Source organism: Paenibacillus sp. p3-SID867, assembly GCF_025142895.1.
GTDB lineage: Bacteria > Bacillota > Bacilli > Paenibacillales > Paenibacillaceae > Paenibacillus_AQ.
Window position 1 is genome coordinate 83522 of sequence record NZ_JAMBDM010000007.1, and the last position, 24340, is coordinate 107861.

Annotated in this window: 20 protein-coding genes; 6 read left to right on the top strand and 14 right to left on the bottom strand. The window is 47.5% G+C overall.

Annotation, left to right across the window (positions count from 1 at the left end; translation table 11 throughout):
• Window positions 1-159: 159 nt before the first annotated feature.
• Both M4D81_RS15690 and M4D81_RS15695 read right to left on the bottom strand, forming a co-directional pair.
• Window positions 160-1506: a sensor histidine kinase gene (locus M4D81_RS15690; RefSeq protein WP_260067207.1), complete on the bottom strand. Its 1347-nt coding sequence runs from the start codon at window positions 1504-1506 to the stop codon at window positions 160-162.
• Window position 1507: 1 nt separating this feature from the next.
• Window positions 1508-2194: a response regulator transcription factor gene (locus tag M4D81_RS15695; protein ID WP_260067208.1), complete on the bottom strand. Its 687-nt coding sequence runs from the start codon at window positions 2192-2194 to the stop codon at window positions 1508-1510.
• Window positions 2195-2399: 205 nt separating this feature from the next.
• Here M4D81_RS15695 and M4D81_RS15700 point away from each other — a divergent pair, with 205 nt between their 5' ends.
• The 4 genes from M4D81_RS15700 to M4D81_RS15715 all read left to right on the top strand — a co-directional run bounded on the left by M4D81_RS15700 (window position 2400) and on the right by M4D81_RS15715 (window position 5259).
• Window positions 2400-2618: an SHOCT domain-containing protein gene (locus tag M4D81_RS15700; RefSeq protein ID WP_071221668.1), complete on the top strand. Its 219-nt coding sequence runs from the start codon at window positions 2400-2402 to the stop codon at window positions 2616-2618.
• A 19-nt stretch (window positions 2619-2637) separates the two neighbouring features.
• Window positions 2638-3678, top strand: a complete 1041-nt coding sequence (locus M4D81_RS15705) for a DJ-1/PfpI family protein (RefSeq protein WP_260067209.1) — start codon at window positions 2638-2640, stop codon at window positions 3676-3678.
• Window positions 3679-3799: 121 nt separating this feature from the next.
• Window positions 3800-4438, top strand: a complete 639-nt coding sequence (locus M4D81_RS15710; protein ID WP_260067210.1) for a DUF2306 domain-containing protein — start codon at window positions 3800-3802, stop codon at window positions 4436-4438.
• The gene (locus M4D81_RS15715; RefSeq protein WP_260067211.1) at window positions 4435-5259 is read left to right on the top strand and encodes a DJ-1/PfpI family protein; all 825 of its coding nucleotides are present in this window, start codon (window positions 4435-4437) and stop codon (window positions 5257-5259) included. Before M4D81_RS15710 ends, M4D81_RS15715 begins: the two co-directional genes overlap by 4 nt.
• 209 nt (window positions 5260-5468) lie before the next feature.
• Here M4D81_RS15715 and M4D81_RS15720 read toward each other — a convergent pair whose 3' ends face one another.
• The 9 genes from M4D81_RS15720 to M4D81_RS15760 all read right to left on the bottom strand — a co-directional run bounded on the left by M4D81_RS15720 (window position 5469) and on the right by M4D81_RS15760 (window position 17999).
• On the bottom strand, window positions 5469-6224 hold the full coding sequence (locus M4D81_RS15720) for an alpha/beta fold hydrolase (RefSeq protein WP_260067212.1): 756 nt from the start codon (window positions 6222-6224) through the stop codon (window positions 5469-5471).
• A 164-nt stretch (window positions 6225-6388) separates the two neighbouring features.
• Window positions 6389-7435, bottom strand: a complete 1047-nt coding sequence (locus M4D81_RS15725; RefSeq protein ID WP_260067213.1) for a DUF1835 domain-containing protein — start codon at window positions 7433-7435, stop codon at window positions 6389-6391.
• Window positions 7436-7472: 37 nt separating this feature from the next.
• The gene (locus tag M4D81_RS15730) at window positions 7473-7958 is read right to left on the bottom strand and encodes an RrF2 family transcriptional regulator (protein ID WP_260067413.1); all 486 of its coding nucleotides are present in this window, start codon (window positions 7956-7958) and stop codon (window positions 7473-7475) included.
• A 202-nt stretch (window positions 7959-8160) separates the two neighbouring features.
• The gene (locus M4D81_RS15735; RefSeq protein WP_260067214.1) at window positions 8161-9315 is read right to left on the bottom strand and encodes an AI-2E family transporter; all 1155 of its coding nucleotides are present in this window, start codon (window positions 9313-9315) and stop codon (window positions 8161-8163) included.
• Between the two features lie 241 nt (window positions 9316-9556).
• The gene (locus M4D81_RS15740; protein WP_260067215.1) at window positions 9557-11776 is read right to left on the bottom strand and encodes an AAA family ATPase; all 2220 of its coding nucleotides are present in this window, start codon (window positions 11774-11776) and stop codon (window positions 9557-9559) included.
• 73 nt (window positions 11777-11849) lie between these two features.
• Window positions 11850-12335: a DUF6530 family protein gene (locus M4D81_RS15745; protein WP_260067216.1), complete on the bottom strand. Its 486-nt coding sequence runs from the start codon at window positions 12333-12335 to the stop codon at window positions 11850-11852.
• Between the two features lie 317 nt (window positions 12336-12652).
• Complete coding sequence (locus M4D81_RS15750) at window positions 12653-13942, bottom strand: class II aldolase/adducin family protein (RefSeq protein ID WP_260067217.1); 1290 nt, start codon at window positions 13940-13942, stop codon at window positions 12653-12655.
• Between the two features lie 114 nt (window positions 13943-14056).
• A complete protein-coding gene (locus M4D81_RS15755; RefSeq protein WP_260067218.1) occupies window positions 14057-17245 on the bottom strand; it encodes an FtsX-like permease family protein in 3189 nt (1062 codons plus the stop codon).
• Entirely contained in the window at window positions 17232-17999 is a 768-nt protein-coding gene (locus tag M4D81_RS15760) for an ABC transporter ATP-binding protein (RefSeq protein ID WP_260067219.1), read from the bottom strand. Before M4D81_RS15760 ends, M4D81_RS15755 begins: the two co-directional genes overlap by 14 nt.
• 239 nt (window positions 18000-18238) lie before the next feature.
• On the opposite strand from M4D81_RS15760, the gene M4D81_RS15765 reads away from it, so the two are divergent.
• Complete coding sequence (locus M4D81_RS15765) at window positions 18239-18910, top strand: response regulator transcription factor (protein ID WP_260067220.1); 672 nt, start codon at window positions 18239-18241, stop codon at window positions 18908-18910.
• Window positions 18907-19935, top strand: a complete 1029-nt coding sequence (locus tag M4D81_RS15770) for a sensor histidine kinase (protein WP_260067221.1) — start codon at window positions 18907-18909, stop codon at window positions 19933-19935. The genes M4D81_RS15765 and M4D81_RS15770 overlap by 4 nt, the downstream gene beginning before the upstream one ends.
• 118 nt (window positions 19936-20053) lie before the next feature.
• On the opposite strand, the gene bahA is transcribed toward M4D81_RS15770, so the two are convergent.
• From bahA to M4D81_RS15785, 3 genes are all read right to left on the bottom strand, one after another.
• Entirely contained in the window at window positions 20054-22312 is a 2259-nt protein-coding gene (bahA, locus tag M4D81_RS15775; protein ID WP_260067222.1) for a bacitracin amidohydrolase BahA, read from the bottom strand.
• Window positions 22313-22408: 96 nt separating this feature from the next.
• Window positions 22409-23560 carry a HAMP domain-containing sensor histidine kinase gene (locus tag M4D81_RS15780; RefSeq protein WP_260067223.1) on the bottom strand — a complete coding sequence of 384 codons (1152 nt, stop codon included), beginning with the start codon at window positions 23558-23560 and terminating at the stop codon, window positions 22409-22411.
• Window positions 23557-24270 carry a response regulator transcription factor gene (locus tag M4D81_RS15785; RefSeq protein WP_071220984.1) on the bottom strand — a complete coding sequence of 238 codons (714 nt, stop codon included), beginning with the start codon at window positions 24268-24270 and terminating at the stop codon, window positions 23557-23559. Before M4D81_RS15785 ends, M4D81_RS15780 begins: the two co-directional genes overlap by 4 nt.
• Window positions 24271-24340: the final 70 nt, after the last annotated feature.

Consider the following 24340-nt stretch of genomic DNA (forward strand, 5'->3'; position numbering starts at 1 on the left):
AAGCCTCCTTTCTGACCGTTATCATCCCCTTAGTTGTTAGGTTGATTACTCGTATAACCAACTGTACAACATGGTGCTGCAATTGTAAAGGGAGAAATGTCCGTACGGACATGCATTTGATTCCTTCAAAACAAAAAAAACCGCATTTTCGCGGCTTTTTCAATCCGATTCCAACTGTCCTGAAGCTGCTGCAGGTAGCCATCCTTCAAGCAGTGCTCCACCTTCCGGATGGTTGCTTGCGGCAAGTTCGCCTCCGTGCTGCCTAACAATTCTTTGTGAAATGGTTAAGCCTAATCCGCTGCCACCGGTTGAACGACTTCTGGATGCTTCCCCGCGATATAGAGGTTCAAATACACGCTCAAGCTCTTCCCCAGAGAAGCCCGGCCCGGTATCGCGTATCGTAAACTTAACCTTATCACCGACTTTATTACACTGGACTTCGATTTCACCACCCGCAGCTGTGTGTCTTACGGCATTATCCAGAAGATTGTTCATGGCTCGCTCTAATAAATGCATATCTCCATGGATGATGCACCGATCCGTTACATGGAACGAGATGGAAACTCCTTTTTGCCGAGCCAGCGGACTTAGACTATCCATCGAATTCCGGACGACCTGGTTAAAATCCACCGTTTTATTATTCAGTTGCGACTCCACATACTCCATTTTTGTAAAAGTGAAAAGATCCTCTACCAAACGATCCAATTGGGCCGATTTGTCCTTGCAGACTGCAACATATTGGACTATTTTCTCCGGAGATTGAGCGATCCCTTGCTCCAGACCATCCAAGTAGCCTCGCAAAGCGAACAACGGTGTCCGTAAATCATGCGCAACAGCCGCAATGACGAATCGGCGTTCCTCTTCCAGTTCAGCCTGTTTTCGATAGGACTGCTCAAGTCCCTTGACCATAACATCGAATCCATCGCGGACTTCAGCGATTTCGGTGACCCTGGACATGGGTAACCGAACATCCCAATCCCCTGTTGCAATTTGTCTTGCTGCATTTCCCATCTTCTCGAGTGGTTTGAGAACGAATCGCCTCATTTCCATGCCGACAACAAAGATCGCAAGCAGCAGCCCGACAAAAGCCGACATCACTTGAAATTGATTAGACTTAGGTAAGTACAGAATAACCCTTCCCAGCAGCTGGCCGTCCTCGATGACGGAGAACCGCTCGGTTGATAAATTAGTGCCTCGTCGGTCAGGGTTGGAACGATAAATTTCCCGATCTTCTGCGGATTGAATGAGCACATCCATCTTCGCTTCACGAAGCGCGGAATACAATTGGTTTTGCCAGACTGGATCTGTCCATTGGTCTGTGTCCGATTCAATTCGCTGCGTCATTTCCGATATATTTCGTTGCAGGGTCTCGTTTTGCAGCCGACCTTGTTCGAAGCTGAGTGTCTTGGTTTCCATAAAGTGCGCAGTAACAAAGAAGATCCACGGCAATAAGAGGATAAAGAAGAAGCAAAGCATAGTAAACGTACGAATGCGGAGTGACCTCATATTACCCTCCCTCAAAGCGATACCCTACTCCCCATACGTTGACCAGGAATATCGGTTTATTCGGATCAGCTTCGATTTTCTCGCGAAGCCGACTAAGATGGACCCGAATTGTATGCCTGTCGCCCACCCCATCCCAAAACTTTGCAAGTAATTGTTCATAGGAGAAAACATGTCTCGGATGTTCCGCAAATAACCGCAGCAGCTCATATTCCCTGGGTGTGAGCACGATGTTGTTTCCATCCACTAGTACTTCTCTAGTGGACAGGTTTAACTTGATGCGGCCGTAATCCAAGACCCTGTTATCCAATTGTTGTGGGGAAGCGGAACGCCGCAATACGGCTTTTACTCTGGCAACGATCTCACCCGGCGAAGCGGTTTTGACGATGTAATCATCGCCTCCGAGAGTAAGGCCTCGAATCTTATCCACATCATCGCTGCGAGCACTCAAAAACAGGATTGGTACATTGCTCTCCGCCCGAATCCGGCGGCAAAACTCAAATCCATTTTGTCCCGGCATCATAATGTCAAGAACAATACAATCAACAGAGCTTTCCTTAAATATGTCCCACGCTTGAGCGGTGTCGCAAGCGGTTTTCACTTGAAAGTGGTCATTCTCTAGAAAATCCCTTAATAGCTCAACAATATCCTGGTCGTCGTCTACAACCAGAATCGTCTTTGATTCGCTCATGTTTATCCCACCTTTGCTTTCCTAGTTTATCATTTTTTTTAATAAGAACTAATGCGAGCGGATGTATTGTGATGATTTGTTTATACTTTTGTGACCTTTTTTCATCTTTGTTTGAGATATTCGTTTGGTATGCTTCTATTTGCGCACACGACCAGCCCCAACTTCGGGTGATCGTCCCGCACACCTTGATAAAGGAGGTATACATATGGGTTTGGAAAATAACGCCTTCTCGTTCTTTCCTTTCGGCGCTTTGTTTTGTCTCACGCTGTTTTCTTTCCTGGCGGTTCGAGTATACGCGATTCGTTATCGTTACAAAAACGGTCATCAAAAGAATGACATCGCTATGATTCTGAAGAACCGAATGGCCAATGGTGAAATTGATGAGACGGAGTATCGCAAGCTGAAAGATCTTTTGACTAAATAGAGACTTGGAGGATTTATGGATGCTTAACGTTCAAATTGTGTTGTTTGACGGCTTCGACCTTCTGGATGCGATAGCGCCTTACGAGGTATTCTGTGCTGCAGCCATGAATGCTGAAAATGCCTTAAACGTAGAATTGGTCACCGCCGAGGGACCAAGATCCGTGCCCAGCGGCATCAACGGGTTGAGGATTGAAGCGAGTGGCAGACTGGACCCTGAACGAGCGGGCATCATTCTCGTACCTGGCGCGTCCGGCGACGTCGAGGGAGATGGGCCCGATTCGGTTCCGGCTATTCTGGGCCGGGCCATGAATACCGAATTGACTGGCATGATCAAGCAGGCTCTCCAGCAAAAAGACATTACAGTCGCTACGGTCTGTGGCGGTTCCCTGATTCTTGCAATGGGAGGCCTCTTAGAAGGCCGGCCGGCGGTAACGAACCATCTGGGCATGGACTTACTTGGTGCAACCGGAGCAGTTCCCATCTCGGCTCGCGTTGTGGACGACGGCAATCTGGTTACCGGTGGCGGTGTAACTTCAGGACTCGATGTAGCGCTATATCTGGTGGAACGTGAACTTGGGCCTCGTATCGCTCACGCGGTTGAGCAATTATTCGAATATGAACGAAGAGGCACGGTTTGGAAGGATACAGGGATAAAGCCTAACGTTAATAAATCAGTGACGAGCGACGAACCAAATGCCGCGTTGAACAAAACAGCAATGATACCCACGCCCAGCTCCCAGCATAACAAAATCATACAGGCATCGGTCTTCGACGGGGATTGGGAGACCACTATCGCTACGCCCGTCGGGAAGATGGAGGTCAAGCTCTCTATATTGACAAGGGACGATTTGATCCATGGCACGGCAACGCAGGGGGATGAAACCATTGAGTTTATGAACCCTGTACTTCAGGATAACAAGCTGGCCTGGTCACTACGAATCACGAAACCCATGCGCTTGAATCTCAAGTTTGAAGTTGTCGCCGATGGAGATCACATGGTTGGTATAGCCAAAGCTGGCTTACTGCCTGCATCCAAGTTAACAGGAAATCGGGTTACCTAATCGTAAGAAAGAAAATCCGCGGCATACACGCGCTCTGGCTTCCAGGTATGTATGTCGATCGTGTTTTTCCGTATTCTGAAATGGTGTGTATCAAATATGGAGCTTCGGGAGTTGCGAACGGATGAAAAAACGAAAATCGTTATATCTATTGCTGGCCTGTGTCAGCATTCTATTTATACTACACGCCTTGGTGAAAAACTATTGGATCGATCCAGATGCTTCGGGATTTTTAATCCATAAGTCCGGGCTGAAGCGCGAACTCAATCTCCCGGTCTGGCTTAATGTCATGTACGTTCATGTTGCATTCGCATGTGTGGCCATGGCATCGGGACTGATTAACTTTTCGAATCGAATATTTGAACGAAGCCGCAGGCTGCATCGCATAAACGGCTATGTATATATCGTATCCGTACTGCTGGTTGTGCTAACTTCCGGATATATGGCCCCCTACGCGACAGGCGGCAAAATAAGCAGTATGGGATTCAATCTGCTGAATATGATCTGGCTGGTTATCACCATTACGGCGCTCGTGCAAATCAAGAGGAAAAGGATCGTTCGACATCGCAACTGGATGATTCGTAGTTATGCCTTTTGCTTCACAAACATGTTGATCCATCTCATTACTTCCCTTTTTCATCAGGGATTCGGGTACGTTTACCCTACTAGCTACACCATCGGCGTTTACGGCTCGATTGCGCTGCTGCTAGTTATTCCTGAAATCATCATCAGAACAAATCGAAAGGAATTGGTATCAGGATGAAAAAAATACTTAGTTTACTCACGTCGTTAACGCTCGTTCTATGTCTATTAGCCCCCGCAGCAAGCGCAGAAAGAAACAAGAACCCAGATCCATCCAAGGGTAAAAGCGTGCATGTACAAATCGTATTATTCGATGGGTTTGATCTGCTGGACGCATTAGCGCCATATGAAGTATTTGCTGCTGCCGGAATGTACACTGGTGGAAAAGTCACTGTAGAATTAGTATCTGCAGAAGGTAAGCGTTCGGTACCGAGCGGGCTGAATGGACCTGCCCTCGAAGCGCAAGATGTGTTAGACCCTAATCGTTCCGGGGTTATTGTAGTTCCTGGCGCTTCGGGGAAGCCAGCGGGGAATACCGCAGATGCTATTCCCAACTTATTGAGGCAGGCTAAGGATACGGGGTTAACAACGATGATGAAACAAGCTATGAATAATAAGGACGTTACGGTGGCTACCGTGTGTGGAGGTTCATTGCTGCTGGCTATGGATGGATTGTTGAAAGACAGATATGCTGTCACCAATCAGATTGGCATGGGTGCATTAGGGGCTCTCGGTGCAATTCCGGTCGATGCAAGAATCGTGGAAGATGGCCCTCGCTTGGTAACTGGCGGAGGTGTTACTTCCGGACTTGATGTGGCATTGTATTTGGTTGAGCGTGAAGTCGGACCACAGATTGCGAATGCCATAGAGAAGTTATTCGAGTACGAGCGTAGAGGAACGGTGTGGCAAGCAAACGGCTTACCGCCGATTAACTTTGAGACGAGCAAGGAAACGCCTAAAAAAGAGCAACCGTCTGCACCGGGGAACAAAGACAAAAAGTGAGGAATCGAGGCGATCGGGGAGTTTGGAACCGTGTCGCTCCCACATACCGTTATTAAACAAGTCGCAATGAATTTATGTCGTTTCATCTACTCTAACTGTATAAAATCATTAAAAAGCCGCAATTTTGCGGCTTTTTGCGTGTATACATTGCCTCTCTATCAAGCAAAAAATTTATTGATTCCCTTGTAATTCATGCCGCGATTGTTCCATTATCCTCTCGCTAAAAAAGCAGCAATCAAACCAGCAAGTTCGTCTGCATGCGTCAGGGTAGCCATATGGTCAGCCCCCTCGATTACCTCGAAACGGATGTCTTGAACACGCTTGAACTGTTCCGCAATTCGTTGCATATCCTCCCATTCAACCGTTCCCTGAATAAACAGCGTCCCTGCAGCAAGCTCCTCCAACCGCTCGATCGCTGGCGGCATGGGCCATATCACCTCGAAGCTCTTCCACTCACTAAACACTCTGGTCATATACAACGTGTGCATCTCGCGCAAAAAGTCCCGTTCAGAGCTGGACATCGTCACACGATAATTAGGCCCGCTCAACGATTGTTCGACCAGACGGTCAACATCGGGTGCGCATGCATTTACTTGGGCCATCCAATCGATGAATGGCTGGGCGTGATCGAATCCGGTTAGCGATGGTGCGATTAATACTAAATGGTCAACCCTGGAAGGGTAAGTCAAGGCAAAATCCGTAACGGCCTGCCCTCCCATGGAATGACCGACAAGCGAAGCGCTGTTAATTTGCAGATGATCGAGCAATGCCCGAAGGTCTTCAACCAAGCTGGTTGGTTTTTGCGGCGCTGGGGATCTTCCCGTTCCCCGACCATCATACGTGATGACTTGATGGCTCCGCGCTAAATGCGGGGCAATATAGTTCCATTCTCTTGAATCCACACCTGGACTGTGTACCAACACAACAGGTGTCCCACTGCCTTGAGTTTGATAAGCTAAATCCATTTGAAAACTCCTCTCTCCAATGGATGATTCATCCAGATTATGATTCTAATATAATTTAAGACTGAACATTCGGTCAATATTAAATTGCATGAAATCCGAGTTGCTTTTCTTAAATGGGTTAAGAACAGTCAAAGTCACAACAAAAAGCCGCCAGTGGCGACTTCTTAAACACGCGATAATCCTAGCAAGAATTGATGAGGAAAGCCCGGTTGACCCTTGAACGTCAGGATACGATCACTGACTAAACACCAGATTCTGTACATAATGAAGGGATAACTTATACGTTGCTGTGAAATTTCCATTAATTTTGTCACGACTTCTCCAGCGTTAACCAAAGCACCTGGATGGTGTTTATCTAGCAACTCCATGACCGATTTAACAATAACCTCGTCCAGTTTATCCTCTTGGCAGCCTATCACTTTTCCCTCTTCCCAGAGTCGAAGCACATCATCCTGTCCTGCCAACTCCATCCATTCTGATTCATATCGCTTCCTTAGATCAGAATTCAGAAGGATCCCCTCACCATAATTTCTAACAATATCGATGTATTTGTCTCGTTCGACCAATGCCTGCGCTATTGGAGGATTACCCTGCCCCGTTTCTGTGAGTATTTGTGTCACATTGACCACATGGACTGGACTCTTCCGCTCCCTCAGCAGATACATTGCAAAACGAAGTCCCGTCTGATCATGGGCGTTATCTCCGCACCATATCACAACGGTTTTGTTCTCCGGTATATTCTTTAGTGTATCTATCATACGCTCAATTTGGTGTTCCTGGTTTATAATGTCTAAATAATATGAATCCCTGTCATGTTCCATCAACCACATTCGCCTTCGGAGCTGCCCTTCATTTGTGCTCAATTCCGTGATCGGACCGACTGAAAACCAATCATTAAACGCGACTACCCGAGATTCCTCCCGTTTACCAACTTTACTAAGCGCAACTTTTAATGAACCGGCTTCAGAGAGACTGAACACAACATGGACATGAGTTTGACGTTTCTCTTCTTGCAGTCGCTGGTTGTTAACGGCATCTATGTGTATTTCCATCAGGTTATACAGTCTCTGACCGAACACTCTGTCTTCATGCTCACCATTCGTCGAATCGTATATTGCAGTATTCAGCAGGTGACGAAGTAAAAGCCAATGTTCTCTTTCTCTAAACCCGTTTAATTTCTCTAAGAGTTTATCGATTACGATCCCTCCCAAACTTTCGGCTTAATCATATTAAAAAACAAGAAGTTCATCACTTCTTGTTTTCCGCACAGCTGCCACGCTTCGATGCCGCATCCAATACCGACTGGATCGTTTGCTCCTCCAAGTATTGGTACAATTGCCGTTCGGCGCCGTCCATCACCTGTTTGACCAGACATACGCACTCCCGGGGATTATCCTCGTGCATCTTGGCAGCCTTCTCTTCGGCTAGCAGGCGATGCTGCCGCGAATTGAGATTGGAGCATTCAAACAACTGCTGTCTTCCTTCAATGACCTGTATCACTTCAAGGAATGTAATCTGATCGGCCTGCTTGGCCAGCTCGTAGCCTCCGTTCACTCCCGGTACAGCCCGCACGATACCATCCTGCCTCAGCTTGGACATGATTTTGGATAAGTAGCTTTCCGAGACGCCCAGCGTCGCCGATAACTCCTTGATTCCGATGTTCTGATCACGCTCCGAATGAGCCAAGTGGATTAATGCGTGCAGAGCGTAATCAACGCTTTTGGAAAACTGTATAGCGGTTACCTCCCTTAAATTCGAATTATATAGACCTATGATATCCATTATAGTAAATCGGATTTGTTTTTGCAATGAATCCACGCTTCATGGATGAGCATGGCTAAACTTACCTTCTGATTCATTGAAGAATATGGTTAAAAAAAGCCGCCAACATGGCGACTTTAAGAGCAAATCATATGGACTGACACAAGCCAAAAGACTATTTCGGCGTGTTGCTATTCCGAGGATCATATAATCCCGACGTGTCCTTGAACCATTCGAAGATATGCGATACACAAACCTTAAGGACCGCATAGCCGGGAACGGCTAACAAAATGCCAACCACACCGAACAGATTGCCGGCCGTGAGTATAACAAAGATAATGGTAATGGGGTGAATCTTGAGCGTTTTACCCATGATTTGCGGTGAGATGAACTTCCCTTCGATTAATTGCACGATCGTCCATACCGCCACCATCTTCAGCAGCATCACCGGAGAAGTAACCAGAGCCACAATGAGCGCAGGCGTAATCGCAATGGCGGGTCCCAGATAAGGCACCACGCTGGTGAATGATGCAATAATCGCCAGAATCAACGCGTAATCCAAACCGATGATCATGTAACCGATATACAGCAGAATACCAATACAGAAGCTCACAATAATCTGCCCGCGGATAAACGAGCTGATCTGATGATTGATATCCTGAAGCACATGCAAAATTCCGGAACGACTCTTCGTCGGCAGGAAAGACAATATTTTCAGAGGGAGCTTCTTGCCGTCTTTCAGCATATAAAACAGTACAAAAGGTACCGTCACGATCGACAACACAACCTCTGTGAATGCACCCAGAAACCCGCCAACTCTGCTCCACGTGTGGTTTAGAAGTTCCGTTGCCTTCTGCGTGACGGTGGTCCACCATTCCTGGGAGTTAATGTTCATGGTTTCTTGAATCTGGTTATACAACTCGCTGCCCGTTAGATCTTCAAACTGCTGTCTAACCTTTTCGCTATATGTCGGAAAGTTATCAATCAGCCCCATAATCTGGTTGCGCAGCACCGGAATGACCGCGAGCACCACAATCGTTAGAATACCGGCTATAACCAGATAGAGGATCAGGATGGACCATCCTCGTTTGATTTTCCATTTCCCCATCACATCCACCAGAGGATTCAGCAAATAATAGAGTATTCCTGATAAAATGATCGGCAAAACGATCGTCTTGATTAACACGGCGAGCGGATGCAGCACAAACGAAATTTTGCTTAAAACCAACACATTGAGTCCAACCAGCAACAGAACAAGCAAAAGAAGCACAAATTTATTGTTCAGAAAAAAGCGCTTGAACCGGTCCGGCCAAATACGGGGTTGCTCCATACATGTCCTCCCTTACTTATGTATACATATTCAAGTTGTAAAGCTGAGCATCGATTCACGACACCGAAAAAAACCGACAAAACGACGCGCTCTTCATTCTTTTAACTATAATGTTTGAACGGGGCACATGTCCAGTTTACCAAGAACGAACCGGGAGATATGTTTAGGTATTCACAGACATCAGTAGCAAACAAGCCCGCATGTCACTATGACACGCAGGCTGTAGCTGTTCGGTATGATGTTACAAGTATCGAGAAATGATCCGCACCAGCTTGGCTGGCAGCTCATTCAGGTTGGTTATATCCAAAAACCTCTCGGCACCATAGATCTGACTAATGACATCCTTGTCTTGGCCAATGGCTGCCGCCAGAAATTTGACCCCTTTTCTTTCGTATTCGGATAGAGTCTGCCGCATGTCTTGAATCGCCAAACTACCGGTATAGTCATCCATGGCTTTAGGCTGCCCGTCGCTGATGCTTATCAGCAGCTTCGTTTGTTTCGGTGAATTTGCTAACCGTTCCGCCATAATTCTTAAAGCCATACCATCCCGATTATTGCTTCTTGCCCGAATTCCCATCAGCCTGAACCGGTCGCGGACATCCGGTTGATCGTAATCAGCATAAGCGAAGATGGACATCTGCTCCAAACGGGAAACATCCGCAGTATCCCCATAAATTAAAACAGGTATATGGCAAATTTGGCAGAATTCATAGACCGCGATGACCGCCCGCTTAGCCGCCTCGAGTCTCCCGAAAGCAGCCATCGATGCAGATTCATCGACCCTCAAACCGACGACAAGACCAGGGAATTCCGTCGGAGGACGTTTCTTGGCAAAATACCTGAAATCACGGTAAGCCACGCTGTCTGCCTGAAACTTAGAACCATAGTAATGGTTCTTGGCATATTCCGTGATTATCTCGTGCTCCAACAGCGGCATCGTCTGTCTGGCGATTTCCCGCACGATGGGCATAATGTCCTTACGCAGACTCCGATATTCCTCCTGCTGGATCGGGTCAACATCAGGACGGTGAACGATCAGCTTTACAGCCTGATGAATCGAATCGGACACGATGGCCCTGGAGACTTGATTCAGCTTTTTGCGGAAGTCCCGCTCCTTCTGTATCTCCTCCTCTGTCATGGGTTCAGGATTGGCTTGGTGATATTGCGGTGATCCGTCCTCCCCCGAATCCGTGCTTTCCATATCCGCTGATTCATTCGCGAGGATGGATGTGCTGTCTTCGCTTTCAGCGGACTTTTTTAACTGGAGCCCTTCTTCCTCAGCTTGCCCGTCAGGAATGGAATCCAGGTCTATATCGCTCTCCCATGTCGCGATCTCCACTGCCTCTGCGCTTCGTTTTTTATTCATTTCAACCGGGACTTCCTCCAGCATATCCAGCAAACCTTCGCCTTTCAGCGCTTCTTCCAGCAGTGTGATCTCTTCCGAATCGGTTGTTATCTTGTAAATCACCTTATGATAAAGGGATGCCGTTGCACAAGCACCTTGCGCAACGGCATCCACCCAATAGAAATAAGAGCGCATGCCAGCCACGCCTTTAATGGCATTAGCTCGGGCAGTTTTATCCAATAGGATAATGACCCTTGCCAGCACATCCAGCATTTCATCATTTTGATAGCCGGTTTTGGCCATCGCTCGCTCGATCATAATCTCTTTGGTCGGGAGGTCCATCTTCTCCGTATGCTGCACTCGGTCACGCAATGCCTCGTTAAGCGGCCTGGATCCGGCGTAACTACGATTTGCCGTGATCACCGCTATGAAATCCGGATGCCGCTGCACGATCTCCGTTGGGAGATTAAGACTGCCACCCGGCTCCAATGCGGAATTCAATGCCATTAATACGCCGGCATCCCGAATCACGTTCGGTTCCTGGATTTCCAGCAGATAGCCCTTCTGAAAAGCTCGGACGATCTCGGAAGCGTAAAATCGATATTCTACAGCTCCATCCTGAGCCATATTCGCGGCCAGCTTCAATAATTGCTTCATCTTTGCGGAAGCCATCTCTTGTGTAATCTCCAGCGCCTCCATCAAAATCTCCGTCGAGCTTCGAAAGCCGTCGCTTTCGTATAATGCTTTCAAGGCCGCTTGGTCCGCTGATTCCAACTGCTTCATTCGATCAGATGAAATAACCGGTAAAATGGCTCCGAGGATATCCGATTTATCCATATCGGCAAAACAAGTTACTTTGGTATAGGGTAACCTGAGGTTTGCGGACAACGCCTTGGCAAGCTGCGTTTTTCCGGAACCGGCATCCCCTTCCAATAAAATCGTGGCGATTTTCATCTCGCCGCGATGCCAATTACGCTTGATTTCATTCGTGATTCGCCGTTCTTCCTCGCTTGCTTTATGTGATAATGGTTTTTTCCAGACAAGACTTTTTTCTTCCTCGGTCAATACTCTCCCAGGAGACAGCACGTAAGTTTCATTATTATTCTGGTCTTTCATGACCGCTCACCTCCAAACTCTCGTTAACTCTGAACGCGGGAATGGGTTCATCACTCCCAATCCGGCAGCTTACTCATCGTACATAACCCAATTCTTCTAACATTCTCGTCAAAGTGCGAAGACGTTCTCCTATCATCTCGCTGTTGTCGCTCAATGCCTCGTTGAACAGCTTGATATCCTCCTGAATCTGTTCATTATCCGTGCAAACGGCTACCGTCATGGCGTTCCCCTGCAATCCGATCCGGTCGATCACAGGATGTTGCGGGTCATATAAATCTTCAAATCTATAGGCTTCGCTAAAATGTGTCAGGGCACTGCAAATGAGGATGGATAAATCCAGAATTCGATGAAGAGGTAACTCATCCATTGGACCGGCCCCTTGTTCCTCAGCAGCTCTCCATACTTTGGCAGCAATATGCGCCCTACCATCCTCGTTCTGCTCGCTCAAACCCAAAGATAATGCACTTACATCTGTCTTATATGCGAATCGCCCATCCACTTTCCCATAGTTGTCCGAAATAATCACAGGTTTATGATTTGTAGAAGCAGGTATATTCATTGTGTCTCCTCTTTTCTAAGAATTAAATCGTAACCACAACTGTGTTCATAGCTGCCTATTTGATATAGGTTTGAACATATTAATATAAACCGATTGATAAACAAAAATATAATTAATCTATTTATATAATAGACAAAATTAATATTGTTGTAAATATCAGCTTGAAAACACGCATATCGAATCGTTTCCGAGAATGTGCCGGATTCCCCAAAATACTGTGAAGGCCGATGTCGATATGTCTAAGCCGGAACAAACGAAAGGCTGCCGCACTATTCACGCGGCAGCCTTGGTACAGCTGAAGATATTCCATTCTTTTACTAATCCAGATTAAATGCTGATTCGAGCTCGCGAATCCGATCGTCATCGATGTGTATGACATTCCCAAGCGTTCTGGCCGACAGAATGGACTTGGCGCTGTACTCTGCAACTTCCAATCGATCAAAAGCATTGAGCAGGCTCTGTCCCGCAACGATGACACAATTATTGTTCACGATGGCGATCGGCGTATCGGGTCTAAACAGCGAAGCGGTACGCTCGGGCTCATTGTAAACCGCATTAAAGGGAAGCTTGGGCATTCCGCGAAGCAAGATATAACTCTCCGGAATCGTTCTTGAATCGAATACGGCATCCGTTACGGCAAATGCCATGATGTTAGGCGGGTGCGCGATAATCACCGAATCGACATGCGGCTGCATTTTGTAGATCGCTTCGTGGAGGAAGACGGATTTGCTTGGCTGTTTGCCGGCCTCGGCTTTGCCGTTCTCTATACGGACGAGATCACCCGGCTCCAGATGGTTACGGTCTTTGCCGTAGGGTGTAATGACAAAATCATGACCAAATAAACGATGGGAAAAAGTGCCCTGCGTGCTTGTAAACAGACCTTGTTTATACGCACGCCGCATGAGTGCGCACATGTCCCGGCGAATTTCTTTTTCTTCCGACGTGCAGGTGTCGCGGATATACGTATCCAGCTGCAGCGTGCTTTTGTTGCGGACAATGTCGTAATCCTCATCAGTCAACAGGACGGGATTTCCGATTCGCCGCGCCTCGATTTCCAGCCTCGCACAGAAGTCCAGGGTTTCAAACCGGTTAAACGCTTGCGGAAGATCCCCGGCTCCGACCACAACCCCATGGTTCTCCAGCATGACCGTGTCGATCCCGCTCTTGAAAACAGCCGCAATGTTCTCCCCGAGCTGTTCGCTTCCAGGCAGGGCGTAAGGTGCAATCCCGATCTCGCCGCAAATCTGTCGTTCGTTCGGAAGCAGCCTGGTATCGGGAATGCGCCGGACAATGCTGAACGAAACCAACGCTGGCGGATGGGCATGAATGATCGCTTTCAAATCCGGACGGGCTTGATAGATAAGCCTGTGGAAGGGAAATTCGCTGGATGGTTTGTGAATTCCGAGGGGCGTACCATCCTCCTTCACGCATACCATATCTCCCCGTGTAAGGGAGCCTTTGTCCACCCCGGCGGGTGTTATCCAAATATCTCCGTTCTCGTCCCTGATAGACAGATTACCCCCGGATGTGGTCGTCATGCCATGGTTATAAATACGATTGATAAATTGAAGGAGCAGATCTGCCGGATGCAAAAACTCCTGATTCATGCTTACCACCGCCTTATCCGAATGTCTTTGTTTGTTTTTGTTTGTTTTTATTATACTGTTTTTTTCTATTGATAAGCGATCAAGATTGTGACAAAACCGAGGAAGGAAATGTCTTTACTTTATAAAATCAACCATAGGATAGTCTTCAAACGGGGAGTCCAGCAGCGGCTGTGGAGCACCCTTTAAATGAAAATCGAAAAAGGCAGCGACATAATCTCGATGGGCAGCGATTGTCTGTTTCGGTTCGGCAGTTCCGATAGATTGCTGGACTACTCGCGGCGAAAGGCTCAGCTTATCTTGAAGCTGTGGAAGCAGCGTCTGATAATCTGTAAACGTATAATGTGCTCCCTCGGGAATACTTAGATCGAGTTTCCATCCGGTCGTATGCTGCCAGAACGATAGACGGTCCATCGCGGTAAGATGGGAATCAACCTCGCCCTCCTTATTGTAGCCTGAATTCATGAGCATGAAGGGGCGATCCAATCCGTGCTGCGCTACCGGGAGCGGGTTATCGGGCATGTGCCCCATCGTTCCGTCCATGTCGATGCCAGCGTCAAAGCGATCATCCTCGTACATCACCTGAGCAGCAGTAGCCCCGCCGGCGGAATGTCCGAATATTCCGATCTTAGACAGGTCCCATGTTTGTTGAAGTCCAGCGGGCAATGGTTGATCGCCTGGTTGACGGCCTTCCTTGATGAGTTCGAGTTGGTCCAATACATATTGGATATCATCCACTCTTACCTCCAGCATCTTCAAAACCGTCTCTGCACTGAAAGGCGGTAATGACTCCGTTGCCACACGTCCATCGGGAAATTGGACCGCAGAGGTTTCATACGTATGATCGACTGTAACGACCACATAACCTCTGCTGGCCAAGTCTTCGACTACAGCCGTCCCGAAGTTTCTTGGAACAGACCCGCCAGGTGAGTAGATGAGGAGCGGCCACCCAACGTCGTTGTTCGCCGGCGGTGCATTTAACCAAGCGTGAGTGCCGATACCGGAGAGATCGACCCGACCGGGATCCAATCCGATCGTGGAGATTGCGTTTTCATCGTAATACTTTGCTGCTTCGGGCTGCATGTACACAGCCTTCTGCTCGCTTTTTCCCGTGGCGGGGTACCATATGCTGATCATGAGTTCCCTGTCTCTGTCCTGTTTCCATGGGTCCACCCGGTTGTCATCCTTGAAATGCATTTCCATCGTTCCCACAGAATATTCTCCAGTAGGTTCTGGCAGCTGTAATTGGATTTTCTCTGCCTGGCCCCTCTCATCCTGCGCTGCAGGGGTTTCCGTGCCGAAGAAGATTCCAATCAGAACCAATAGACAGACCATGATTGCAATAGCCGCAATTCTAGCCACGGGGGCAGACTTTCCATTGACGATCCTGCTGATGGAGTTGACCGTGAGCACATAATAAACCGTGTAGATCAGGAAAAACACAGCCACGCAGATCAGGATGGGCAGCATAAGACTAGCACCTGCCATATTGCTGAATAATCTTTTCAACAATTGCAGGATGACCATGTAATGTGCAAGCCCGATCATAAGCGGCAAAGCAAAAATAAATGCGTTCTGCCTAATGATTGCGATACTTACTTCTTTTCCGCTTACACCGATTTTTTTTAGAATGTCGTACCGTGGTTTGTCTGCTGTTGCTTCAGTCAGCTGCTTGAAATAGATCATGCTGCCTGTTGCCATGACAAAAACGAGCCCAAGAAATCCTAAGATAAACACATTAAAGGCCGCTTCTTCGATTCCAAGCCGATATTCGGAATAATATGAAGATAAATTCGATTCCGGAGTCTTCAGCGACGCCAGCGCATCAGCCGTGTGCTTCGTCGTCTTCTGTTCCTGCACGGCATACCCGACATAGCGGGTCGGAGAAACTTGCGCCTCCATTTTGTCGTAAATGGCGTCATTTACAACAATCATCACATCCGGATAACTCCAATTGATGATTCTTTCTACGGTCATCCCCGCAAAGGCAAGGGTTATTCGTTGATCCGGCAATTCGATATCAACCGTTTCGCCTTCATAATCGGGCCATTCATAGTCCGTATACATGGGCCGGATCGCTATAGCTTCATCCTGTTCGATCGGATCAAGTACAGGGAGGCGCAGCGCAGCTGCCACCTGGTTGTATTGATCGATCGAGACCACTTTGAGCGGGGTTTTGTCTGCTTCGATCATTCTCTCCGGAAGGATTTCCGGTTTGGAAGCCTCCCCTTTTGTCTCCAGCACCGGAATCGTCATTTGCGCGATAATCGGATGCGCTTCATCCCGGCGTATGATATCGTCTACATTTTGATTAAAGGCGTTGTCCTGGGCAATATACATGTAGCTAAATGGCGCGGTAAGCTTCGATGTTTTGTCAAACGTATAGTATGCGCCTAAACCGACACTGAAGGCACACAACGCCGCAGCGGATAACAGGGAAATGACGCTTAACAAACGAGCGTTCCCTTTAATCCGGTACACCAAATTAGAGGTGATGACCAAATTCATGCCTTTATAATAACTTCGTTTTCTCTTCTTGGCGGTTCTCAGCAAGACAATGACCAGCGAGGAGAAGAGCAGAAGCGTTCCAGCGATAATTCCGACAGTCATCACACTCAGATTGACAAGAATTTCTTCGGAGACTGAAAAATCGCGAAAGGCGAATCCATATCCCGCAGTCAAAAAGAGAACTGCACCCACTGCCGATAGAAACGACGCTTTCGGCTCCTGCTCCCCTTCCTGCTCCGCTCGAAACAATTCGATGAGTTTAAAGCTGTAGATCAATCGATAGCCTTGGATCGATGTCGCCAAAATAATCACCATGAACACGATGAGCGTATGAATCAGAGCTCGAAGAGAGAAAGCCATGCCTACCTGTACCGGCGTCCCCAGCAGCTTGATTAAGATCATAGCGAACAGCTTGGACAACAATGTGCCAATCAAGATTCCTATGATTAAAACCGTTACCCCAATGATCAGGTTTTCATAAAACAGCATTTTTCCGATCTTTTTTTTGGGTAGACCAAGTAACGCGTACAATCCTACTTCCTTTTTACGCTGCCTGGAGAAAAAACGGTTGGAATACATAATAAAGACAGTAACAAATACGATCAAAATGATGGATGCTATCATAAAAACGGATCGCATGCTCTGCGATGATTCGATTGAACTCGTAATTTCTTGGCTGTATTGCAAAGAAAGAAAAGTATAATAGATAATGACGCTGAACAGGATGGAAATGAAGTAGATCGTGTAGTTTTTGAAGTTCCCTTTCATGTTCTTTTTCACGATGTCAAACAAGGTCACTTGCATTCCCTCCCAGTACGGTCAATACATCCAGTATTTTTTTGAAAAAGTGTTTGCGGGATGTTTCGCCTTTCGTCAGTTCCGTGAAAATGCGACCGTCCTTAATAAACAGCACGCGCTTGCAATAGCTTGCTGCAAACGTGTCATGGGTGACCATCAGAATCGTAGCCTGATCATATTCATTCAGGTCCTTCAGGCTCTCCAGCAGGTCAGTCGCCGATTTCGAATCCAGAGCGCCGGTCGGCTCATCGGCCAGCAGCAGGCTGGGGCCGGAAATCATGGCGCGTGAAGCCGCAGTCCGCTGTTTTTGCCCTCCTGAAATCTGATACGGGTATTTCTCCAGAATCGGGGTGATGCCGAATTTGTCCGCGATCTCCTCCACTCTATGCTCCAGTTCTTTGACATTCATCTTGGCCAGAGCCAAGGGCAGCAAGATGTTCTCCTTCACCGTTAAAGTGTCCAGCAAATTGTAATCTTGAAAAATGAATCCCAGTTTATCCCGGCGAAAAGCGGATAATTGCTCCTCATCCATCTTCAGTACGTCTACCCCGTCAATCATCACCTCTCCCGAGGTAGGCTGATCAATTGTCGCAAGCACATGGAGCAAAGTCGACTTGCCTGCGCCGGACGGCCCCATGATTCCCACGAACTCTCCCTCCTGCACGGTCAAATCGATATCATCCAAGGCGGTATATACATTTCCTTTTACACCATAAACCTTTCTGATCTGAGAAGCGTTCACTACCATTTTCATGTTGATCTATCCTTCCTGGTTATCAAATAGAAACAAGGTCAATACATTTTCGACATCATGTATTCCTTATCCTGATCTTAATACAGGTCACCTTTACTTTAGCTTACAACTTCCCCCTCTACCTTACATTCCTGTCACATTAGACAAAGGAAGCTGCCCCGGATACTTGCTTGTCTGCCGCGGGAAGATCGTATACAATGTGTTTAATTTGCCGCTAGTAACGCCCGGGAGGATCGTTTATGAAAATCATGATCGTAGAGGATGACCCGACCATACGCGGGATGATCCAGTTAGCTTTAACCAAATGGAGCCTGGAAACGGTAATCGTCGAAAACTTTGACCTTGTCGTACAGTGCTTTATTCATAACCAACCCCATCTTGTGATCATGGATATTAACCTGCCTTCGTATGATGGATTTTACTGGTGTCAGAAGATAAGAGAAATTTCCAATGTACCGGTGATCTTCCTTTCTTCCCGCGATTCGCCCATGGATGTTGTTATGTCAGTGAATATGGGCGGGGACGATTATATTCAGAAGCCGTTCCATATGGATGTGTTGACCGCTAAAGTTAATGCGCTGCTGCGCCGAACCTATTCCTATTCGGACATGCAATCGGATGTGCTCGAACATGAGGGGGTCATGTTCCATCCGGAGAAAGGTATTCTCTCGTATGAAGGGGAAAAAGCGGAGCTTACCAAAACGGAGGTCAGTATACTGAAAATCCTCATGCAGCAAAAGGGAAAGGTTGTTGACCGCAAGAAAATCATGCGTCATCTTTGGCAGGATGAAAGCTTCGTGGACGAAAACACGTTAACCGTTAACATCGTCCGCTTGCGTAAAAAACTGGCCGGCATCGGCAAGGAAAACTGGATTGTTACCAAGAAAGGGCAAGGTTATATGGTCCCATGAGTTTCATACAATACATAAAGGACAAACGTTATTTTTTGATGTTGTACGCGGGTATGATGGGCTTTATTTCAATAATCATGACTTTATCCTTCAACCCGGCCCTCGTGTCTGGCAACTTGCTGTACATTCATATCGTTTGCTTTGCCTTGGTCTCAGGTTACTTGCTGATTGGCTATTATTATCGAAGATCCTATTACCGGAAGCTTCAGCAACTGATCCATCTGGACCGAGAAGATTGGCCTGTCGTTGCCCCTGAACCACAAAACTTGCAACAACGGCTGTATCTCGAGCTTTTCACCAAATTGCATCGTCAGCATGAACGTGACCTTCGGAAACTGAATGAAGAGAAGATCGATCATCAGGAATTTATCTTGTCCTGGATACATGAGGTGAAACTTCCCATAGCGGCAAGTCGTTTGTTAATGGAGAATAGCACCGGGGAAACAGCCGATTCCCTTGCCGATAAACTTGAGGATGAGCTCGACAAAATTGAAAATTATGTGGAGCAGGCATTATACTATTCTCGAATTGATTCGTTCTCCAAAGATTATTTCATCACGGAAGAACCATTAGACGCGATCATTAAAACCTGCGCGAAAAAATTCGCGAAAACGTTTATCAACAAGCGGATTCGGTTTCATATGGAGGACATTCGGCAAACGGTTCATACCGACCGGAAATGGCTCGGATTCATCCTTGATCAAATCGTTGCGAATGCTTTGAAATATACGAATGAAGGCGGAACCATCACATTCATCGCCGAGGAGGACCGACAGGAAAAAAGGATGCATATTATAGATTCGGGCATCGGGATTCAGCCGGAGGATCTTCATCGAGTTTTTGAAAAAGGATTTACCGGTTCCATCGGAAGAAGCCATGCCAAATCGACCGGCATGGGTCTTTACCTCGCAAAGCAATTAGTGCATAAGCTGGGCCATCATTTATCCATCCAGTCGGAGGCGGGAGCGTATACCAAGGTCACGATTCATTTTCCTAAAACGGATACGTATCACAGCTTGCTGTAACGGTTTGAGCCCGCTACTCAACCTAAATCAAAGGAAGCCGCCAGTATGGCGGCTTCTTCAGCGTATAGTGTAATTATCGACTGGCAGTCATCAAAGTCATCCTATCAGACCATATATGTTATGATCGAATGCCAACATCACGAAGCAGAATGCTTCCCCGCTTGGTTAGATTGAACTCGATGCGAATCTTGCTCAACTGCTGCGGGTTGAAGTCCGGATTCATTTTGTGATAATCGTCTAATTGGAAATCATAACTTTGAAATACGGGTTCTGAAGTATTGCCTGCATACGAAAATGGCCATTTGAGAAGTTTACCTTCAATAACAGGCGGCAACTTGGATATGTGGCTGAGGGGAAGAGTTGCCTGATGGCCCTTCCTATCTTCAACCGTAATCGTAAAATTGATAAGCTCTTTCGGGTCGCCGCTTTCTTCTGTTTTGCGTGCATCTGCCAGCGAAAATACGATCGAGCTATCCCTTCCTGTTTCCACCCCGTTATCCGGCAAAGTAACCGTATAGGACGCAGGCTCGGACGAACCGTTCGAATTCCAGCCTAAGCGAACCGCGCTGTAATCCGCTTCGCCCCATTTTGTCTTAACCTTTTCTTCCTTCCATTGCTGCAGGTTCTCGCCCCGCAGGCTGCCGCCAGGAAGCGTGGTGCTCAGCAGATCGATGTCTTCATGAAAATCGGCGATCAAGGTCGTCTGCGAATCGTAATAATTGCCCACATACAGATTGTCGGGAATCCATTCCTTGGCGTAACCCAAATCCTTGAACACCTCCCTAAATTGCCGTTGGTCCTTCAGCGTGGCATCCAGGAACGAAGATATGAACACTTTTGCGATGGTTTCCTGCTCATCCCGTGGCATAATTTGACGTAGGTTAAACAGTTGGTTCCCCAACCCTGCCCCATCCCCTCTGCCCCAGCCTCCGTTAAACTGGCCGTGGTTGGCTCCATAAATATAGACCAGCGATTTCATGTAATTTGTGCCCTTGGTATAACGAATCCGGTGATATTGCTTCGCACCGTCCAGGCTGTTGACATCCATATCATGAGCTCCATGCAAAGACAGATAATTTACGTCTTGCAGCGGCAGAGGTTTGCCTTGGGGCTTATATTGCCCGTCCGTTCCCGCAATGGAAATGAGCGAGCGGATCGAAAAGTTATAATCAAACTTGATATCCCCATGGTCCGGATGACGGCCAAGTTTGTTATACGCTGCCGCGATCGCGACCGCTTCGCCGCCCCGGGAATGACCGATGAGGGCGATTCGTTCCATATCGACCTTTTGGTAAAACGGGTTGTCCGGATCGCTGTTCCAGTCCTTCCAGGTTTGCAAATGCTCCAGCAGCAGCAGACCCCTTGCCGGATTTTCACTTAGCAGCGGGCTGATCAGGAATAGATCCTCATATGGGGAGAAATTGAGGAAATTTTCATCCACGGAGACAAATATATACCCTTTGCTCGCGAGCAGCCTGCCGAGATATTCATAACCCGGATCGGAATAATCATTCATTAAGTGATTGCCATGTACAATCAAAACAAGCGGAAAGGTGCCCTCCCCTTCGGGATACCACACTCTTCCGTTTAACGGCATGGCCTCGGGTCCGAACCCAAGCGACTTCGTGCGCAACGACGACCATTTCTCAACAAACCTGGACGCATCCACCGTTTGGGTGGTTAGGGAACCGCTTTGGTTAAATTCTGTCCGATAGTTGTCAGGACTTCCGTATAACAGGCTTTGGACGGGATACTCACCTTGTTCGGCCGGGTTATTCATCGTCGAATCTACATACCGGGTTGAGGTTTTCAGCTGTTTCAATGTGATGTCCGGAGCGGCATCATCTCCGGCCCGAATCAGCCAGAAGCTGCCCGCGCAGATCGCGATGGTGATCAAGGACAAACAGGTCATCGCGCCGATTTTCCTGGTTTTAGACACTTGCTTGTAGCTTCCCGCTGCAAATTTATAAGCCAATGCACCAAATAAAGATAAAACAATGGCCAAAGAGACGATGAAGACTGCCGATACGCCCGGCTGCACAATAAAACAGAACAAAAACATGATCAGGGAATACAGCAACATCCAAATATAACGGCTTGGTAGTTTCTTGACCCCATGCAGCAACATTGATGCTAGGCCGCTTATAAGGGCTGCCGCAAAGAGAAACAGGAATGTGCCTACGCTGAATATCGCGATACCATGCCCCATCAATAGATAGTTGGCCTGTATCAGAATAAGAATAAAGCCGGTGGCGCCGAGCCCAAGCGACGCACCTTTCCACCCCGGGGACAACGGCCTAAGTCGCTTCCGGTTTGCCATGATTCTTCGAAAAAAAGTAACGCCTTTTTCTTTTTCTTTCTCTTTGTGAATTTCCAATCTCTCCAGTCCTCCTGTATCCCTTAAAATGTTGGTTCTACTTCTGAGGTTACCGGATAACTCTTTCGCTCCACTTTCCTTAATCTTTCAGTTATCTTACAATTCGTTAGGAAGAAAAAGAATGAATTTCGTGCACCCGTTCGTGATCAGCCTGATGTTACCCCCATGTTTTTCAACCACTTGTTTGGCAATAGCAAGACCCAGACCCGTCCCCCCATCGCTTTTTCGGGCCTGGTCTCCGCGGACAAAGGCATCGAAGACCTTTTCCTTTAACACATCCGGGATTCCGATGCCATCGTCTGTAATGTGAATTTCGACTCCTCCCCCCGTTGCTGCCAATTTCAGTTCAACAGCGGTACCGGGCGGATTGTATTGAATAGCGTTTGACAGGATATTGGAAACCGCCCGATATAACCAGGTCGTGTTGAATGGGACGATGATTTCACTATCAGGAATATCGTAAAGGAAATGAAACTTCTGTTCTTCGAACACCTCGTAATACTCGGCTGCAATTTCCCGTGTGAATTCTGTAATGTCGGATGCCTCAACGGCAAAAGGATAGTCGGGACTATCCAGCTTGGACAGCTCGAAGATACCGTCAATCAGCTCCGACATCAGACTGGCTTTGTCGGAAATCAAATGCAGGATTTTTTGCCTTCTCTCTTCCGAATCAACGAGCCCCACTTCCATCGCTTCGATATAGCCCTGAATGGTGGTCATCGGTGTCTTCAGGTCATGGGAAATGTCGATCAGCATTCGCTGCTTGCTCTCTGCAAGCTCTCGCTTTTCCCTCTCCATCCGTTCGAGCCGTTCAGCCATATCATTGAAATCATCCTGAATCTGCGCAAGTTCATAGCTCGCTCGAAAATGTAATCTTTCATGGTAATGTCCGCGTGCAATGCTGCGGATACCATCCGCAATCGATCGGAGCGGGGTCGTGAGCCGGGATGCCGTCCATCTTCCGAAGACATATACGGTAATTGCAAACAAAGCGAGAAACAGCAGCAGCGTTTTCAGTGCCATTCCATAAAACACCTTCTCATGCTGATTGCTGTCCATGCCTGGCACGGCTGTCGGACTGCCTATGGCTCCAGCCTCCGCCTTGACCGGTCCGGGAGCCTCCATAAAATAATCCATGATCAGCGCATTTAATACAAATAGCGAAAACGCGGCAATCAGCGCAATGGTAACAAAGAAAAAAACATATTGGCGAATCAGCGATCGCTGCAGGCGATTAGGTGAATTCATGGCTGTAACTCATCTTTCTTCGCAAACCGGTAACCGAGTCCGCGAATGGTTTTGATATAGACAGGCTTCCTGGGACAAGCCTCGATTTTGTCGCGAAGCCTGCTGATTTGGACCATGACGGCATTATCGTCAGCCAAATAAAGTTCATCCCAGGCATGCTCAAAAATTTGCTTCTTCGTAAATACGCGCCCCGGCTCCCCCATGAACAGCTTCAATAATCTGTACTCGATCGCACTCAGCGAAATCGGCGTTCCCTTGATGTATAACATGCATTCCCGGTGATCCAACTGCAAGTCCCCGACGCAGGTTTCGGATACCGCTGGAGCTTCCAACGGCTCATTAAACTCACAGGAGCGTCTTAACTGTGCCTGAATTCTCGCCATCACTTCGAGCGGGCTGAACGGCTTGGACACATAATCGTCTGCCCCCAGCTTGAGTCCGGTTATTTTATCAATCTCCTGATTTTTGGCCGAGATGAGAATAACCGGGATTTTATAATCCTGCCGCATTTTGCGGAGCAGCTGGAATCCGTCGATGAGCGGCATCATGATATCGAAGAGTGCGAGATCCACGTGCCTGCTTCGCAGATGCTCAAGGGCAGCTTTCCCGTCGAAAGCTTCGAGCGTCTTATATCCCTCTGCGTCCAGATAAAGTTTAAGCATGTCAATGATATCCGGATCATCATCGACTACAAGTATGGTTTTAGGCATAGATGCATCCTCCTCCAAGTAATATATGGTTCTCCTTGGGGAGCGAATTTCCTTTTTTGGGTGGTTTCGT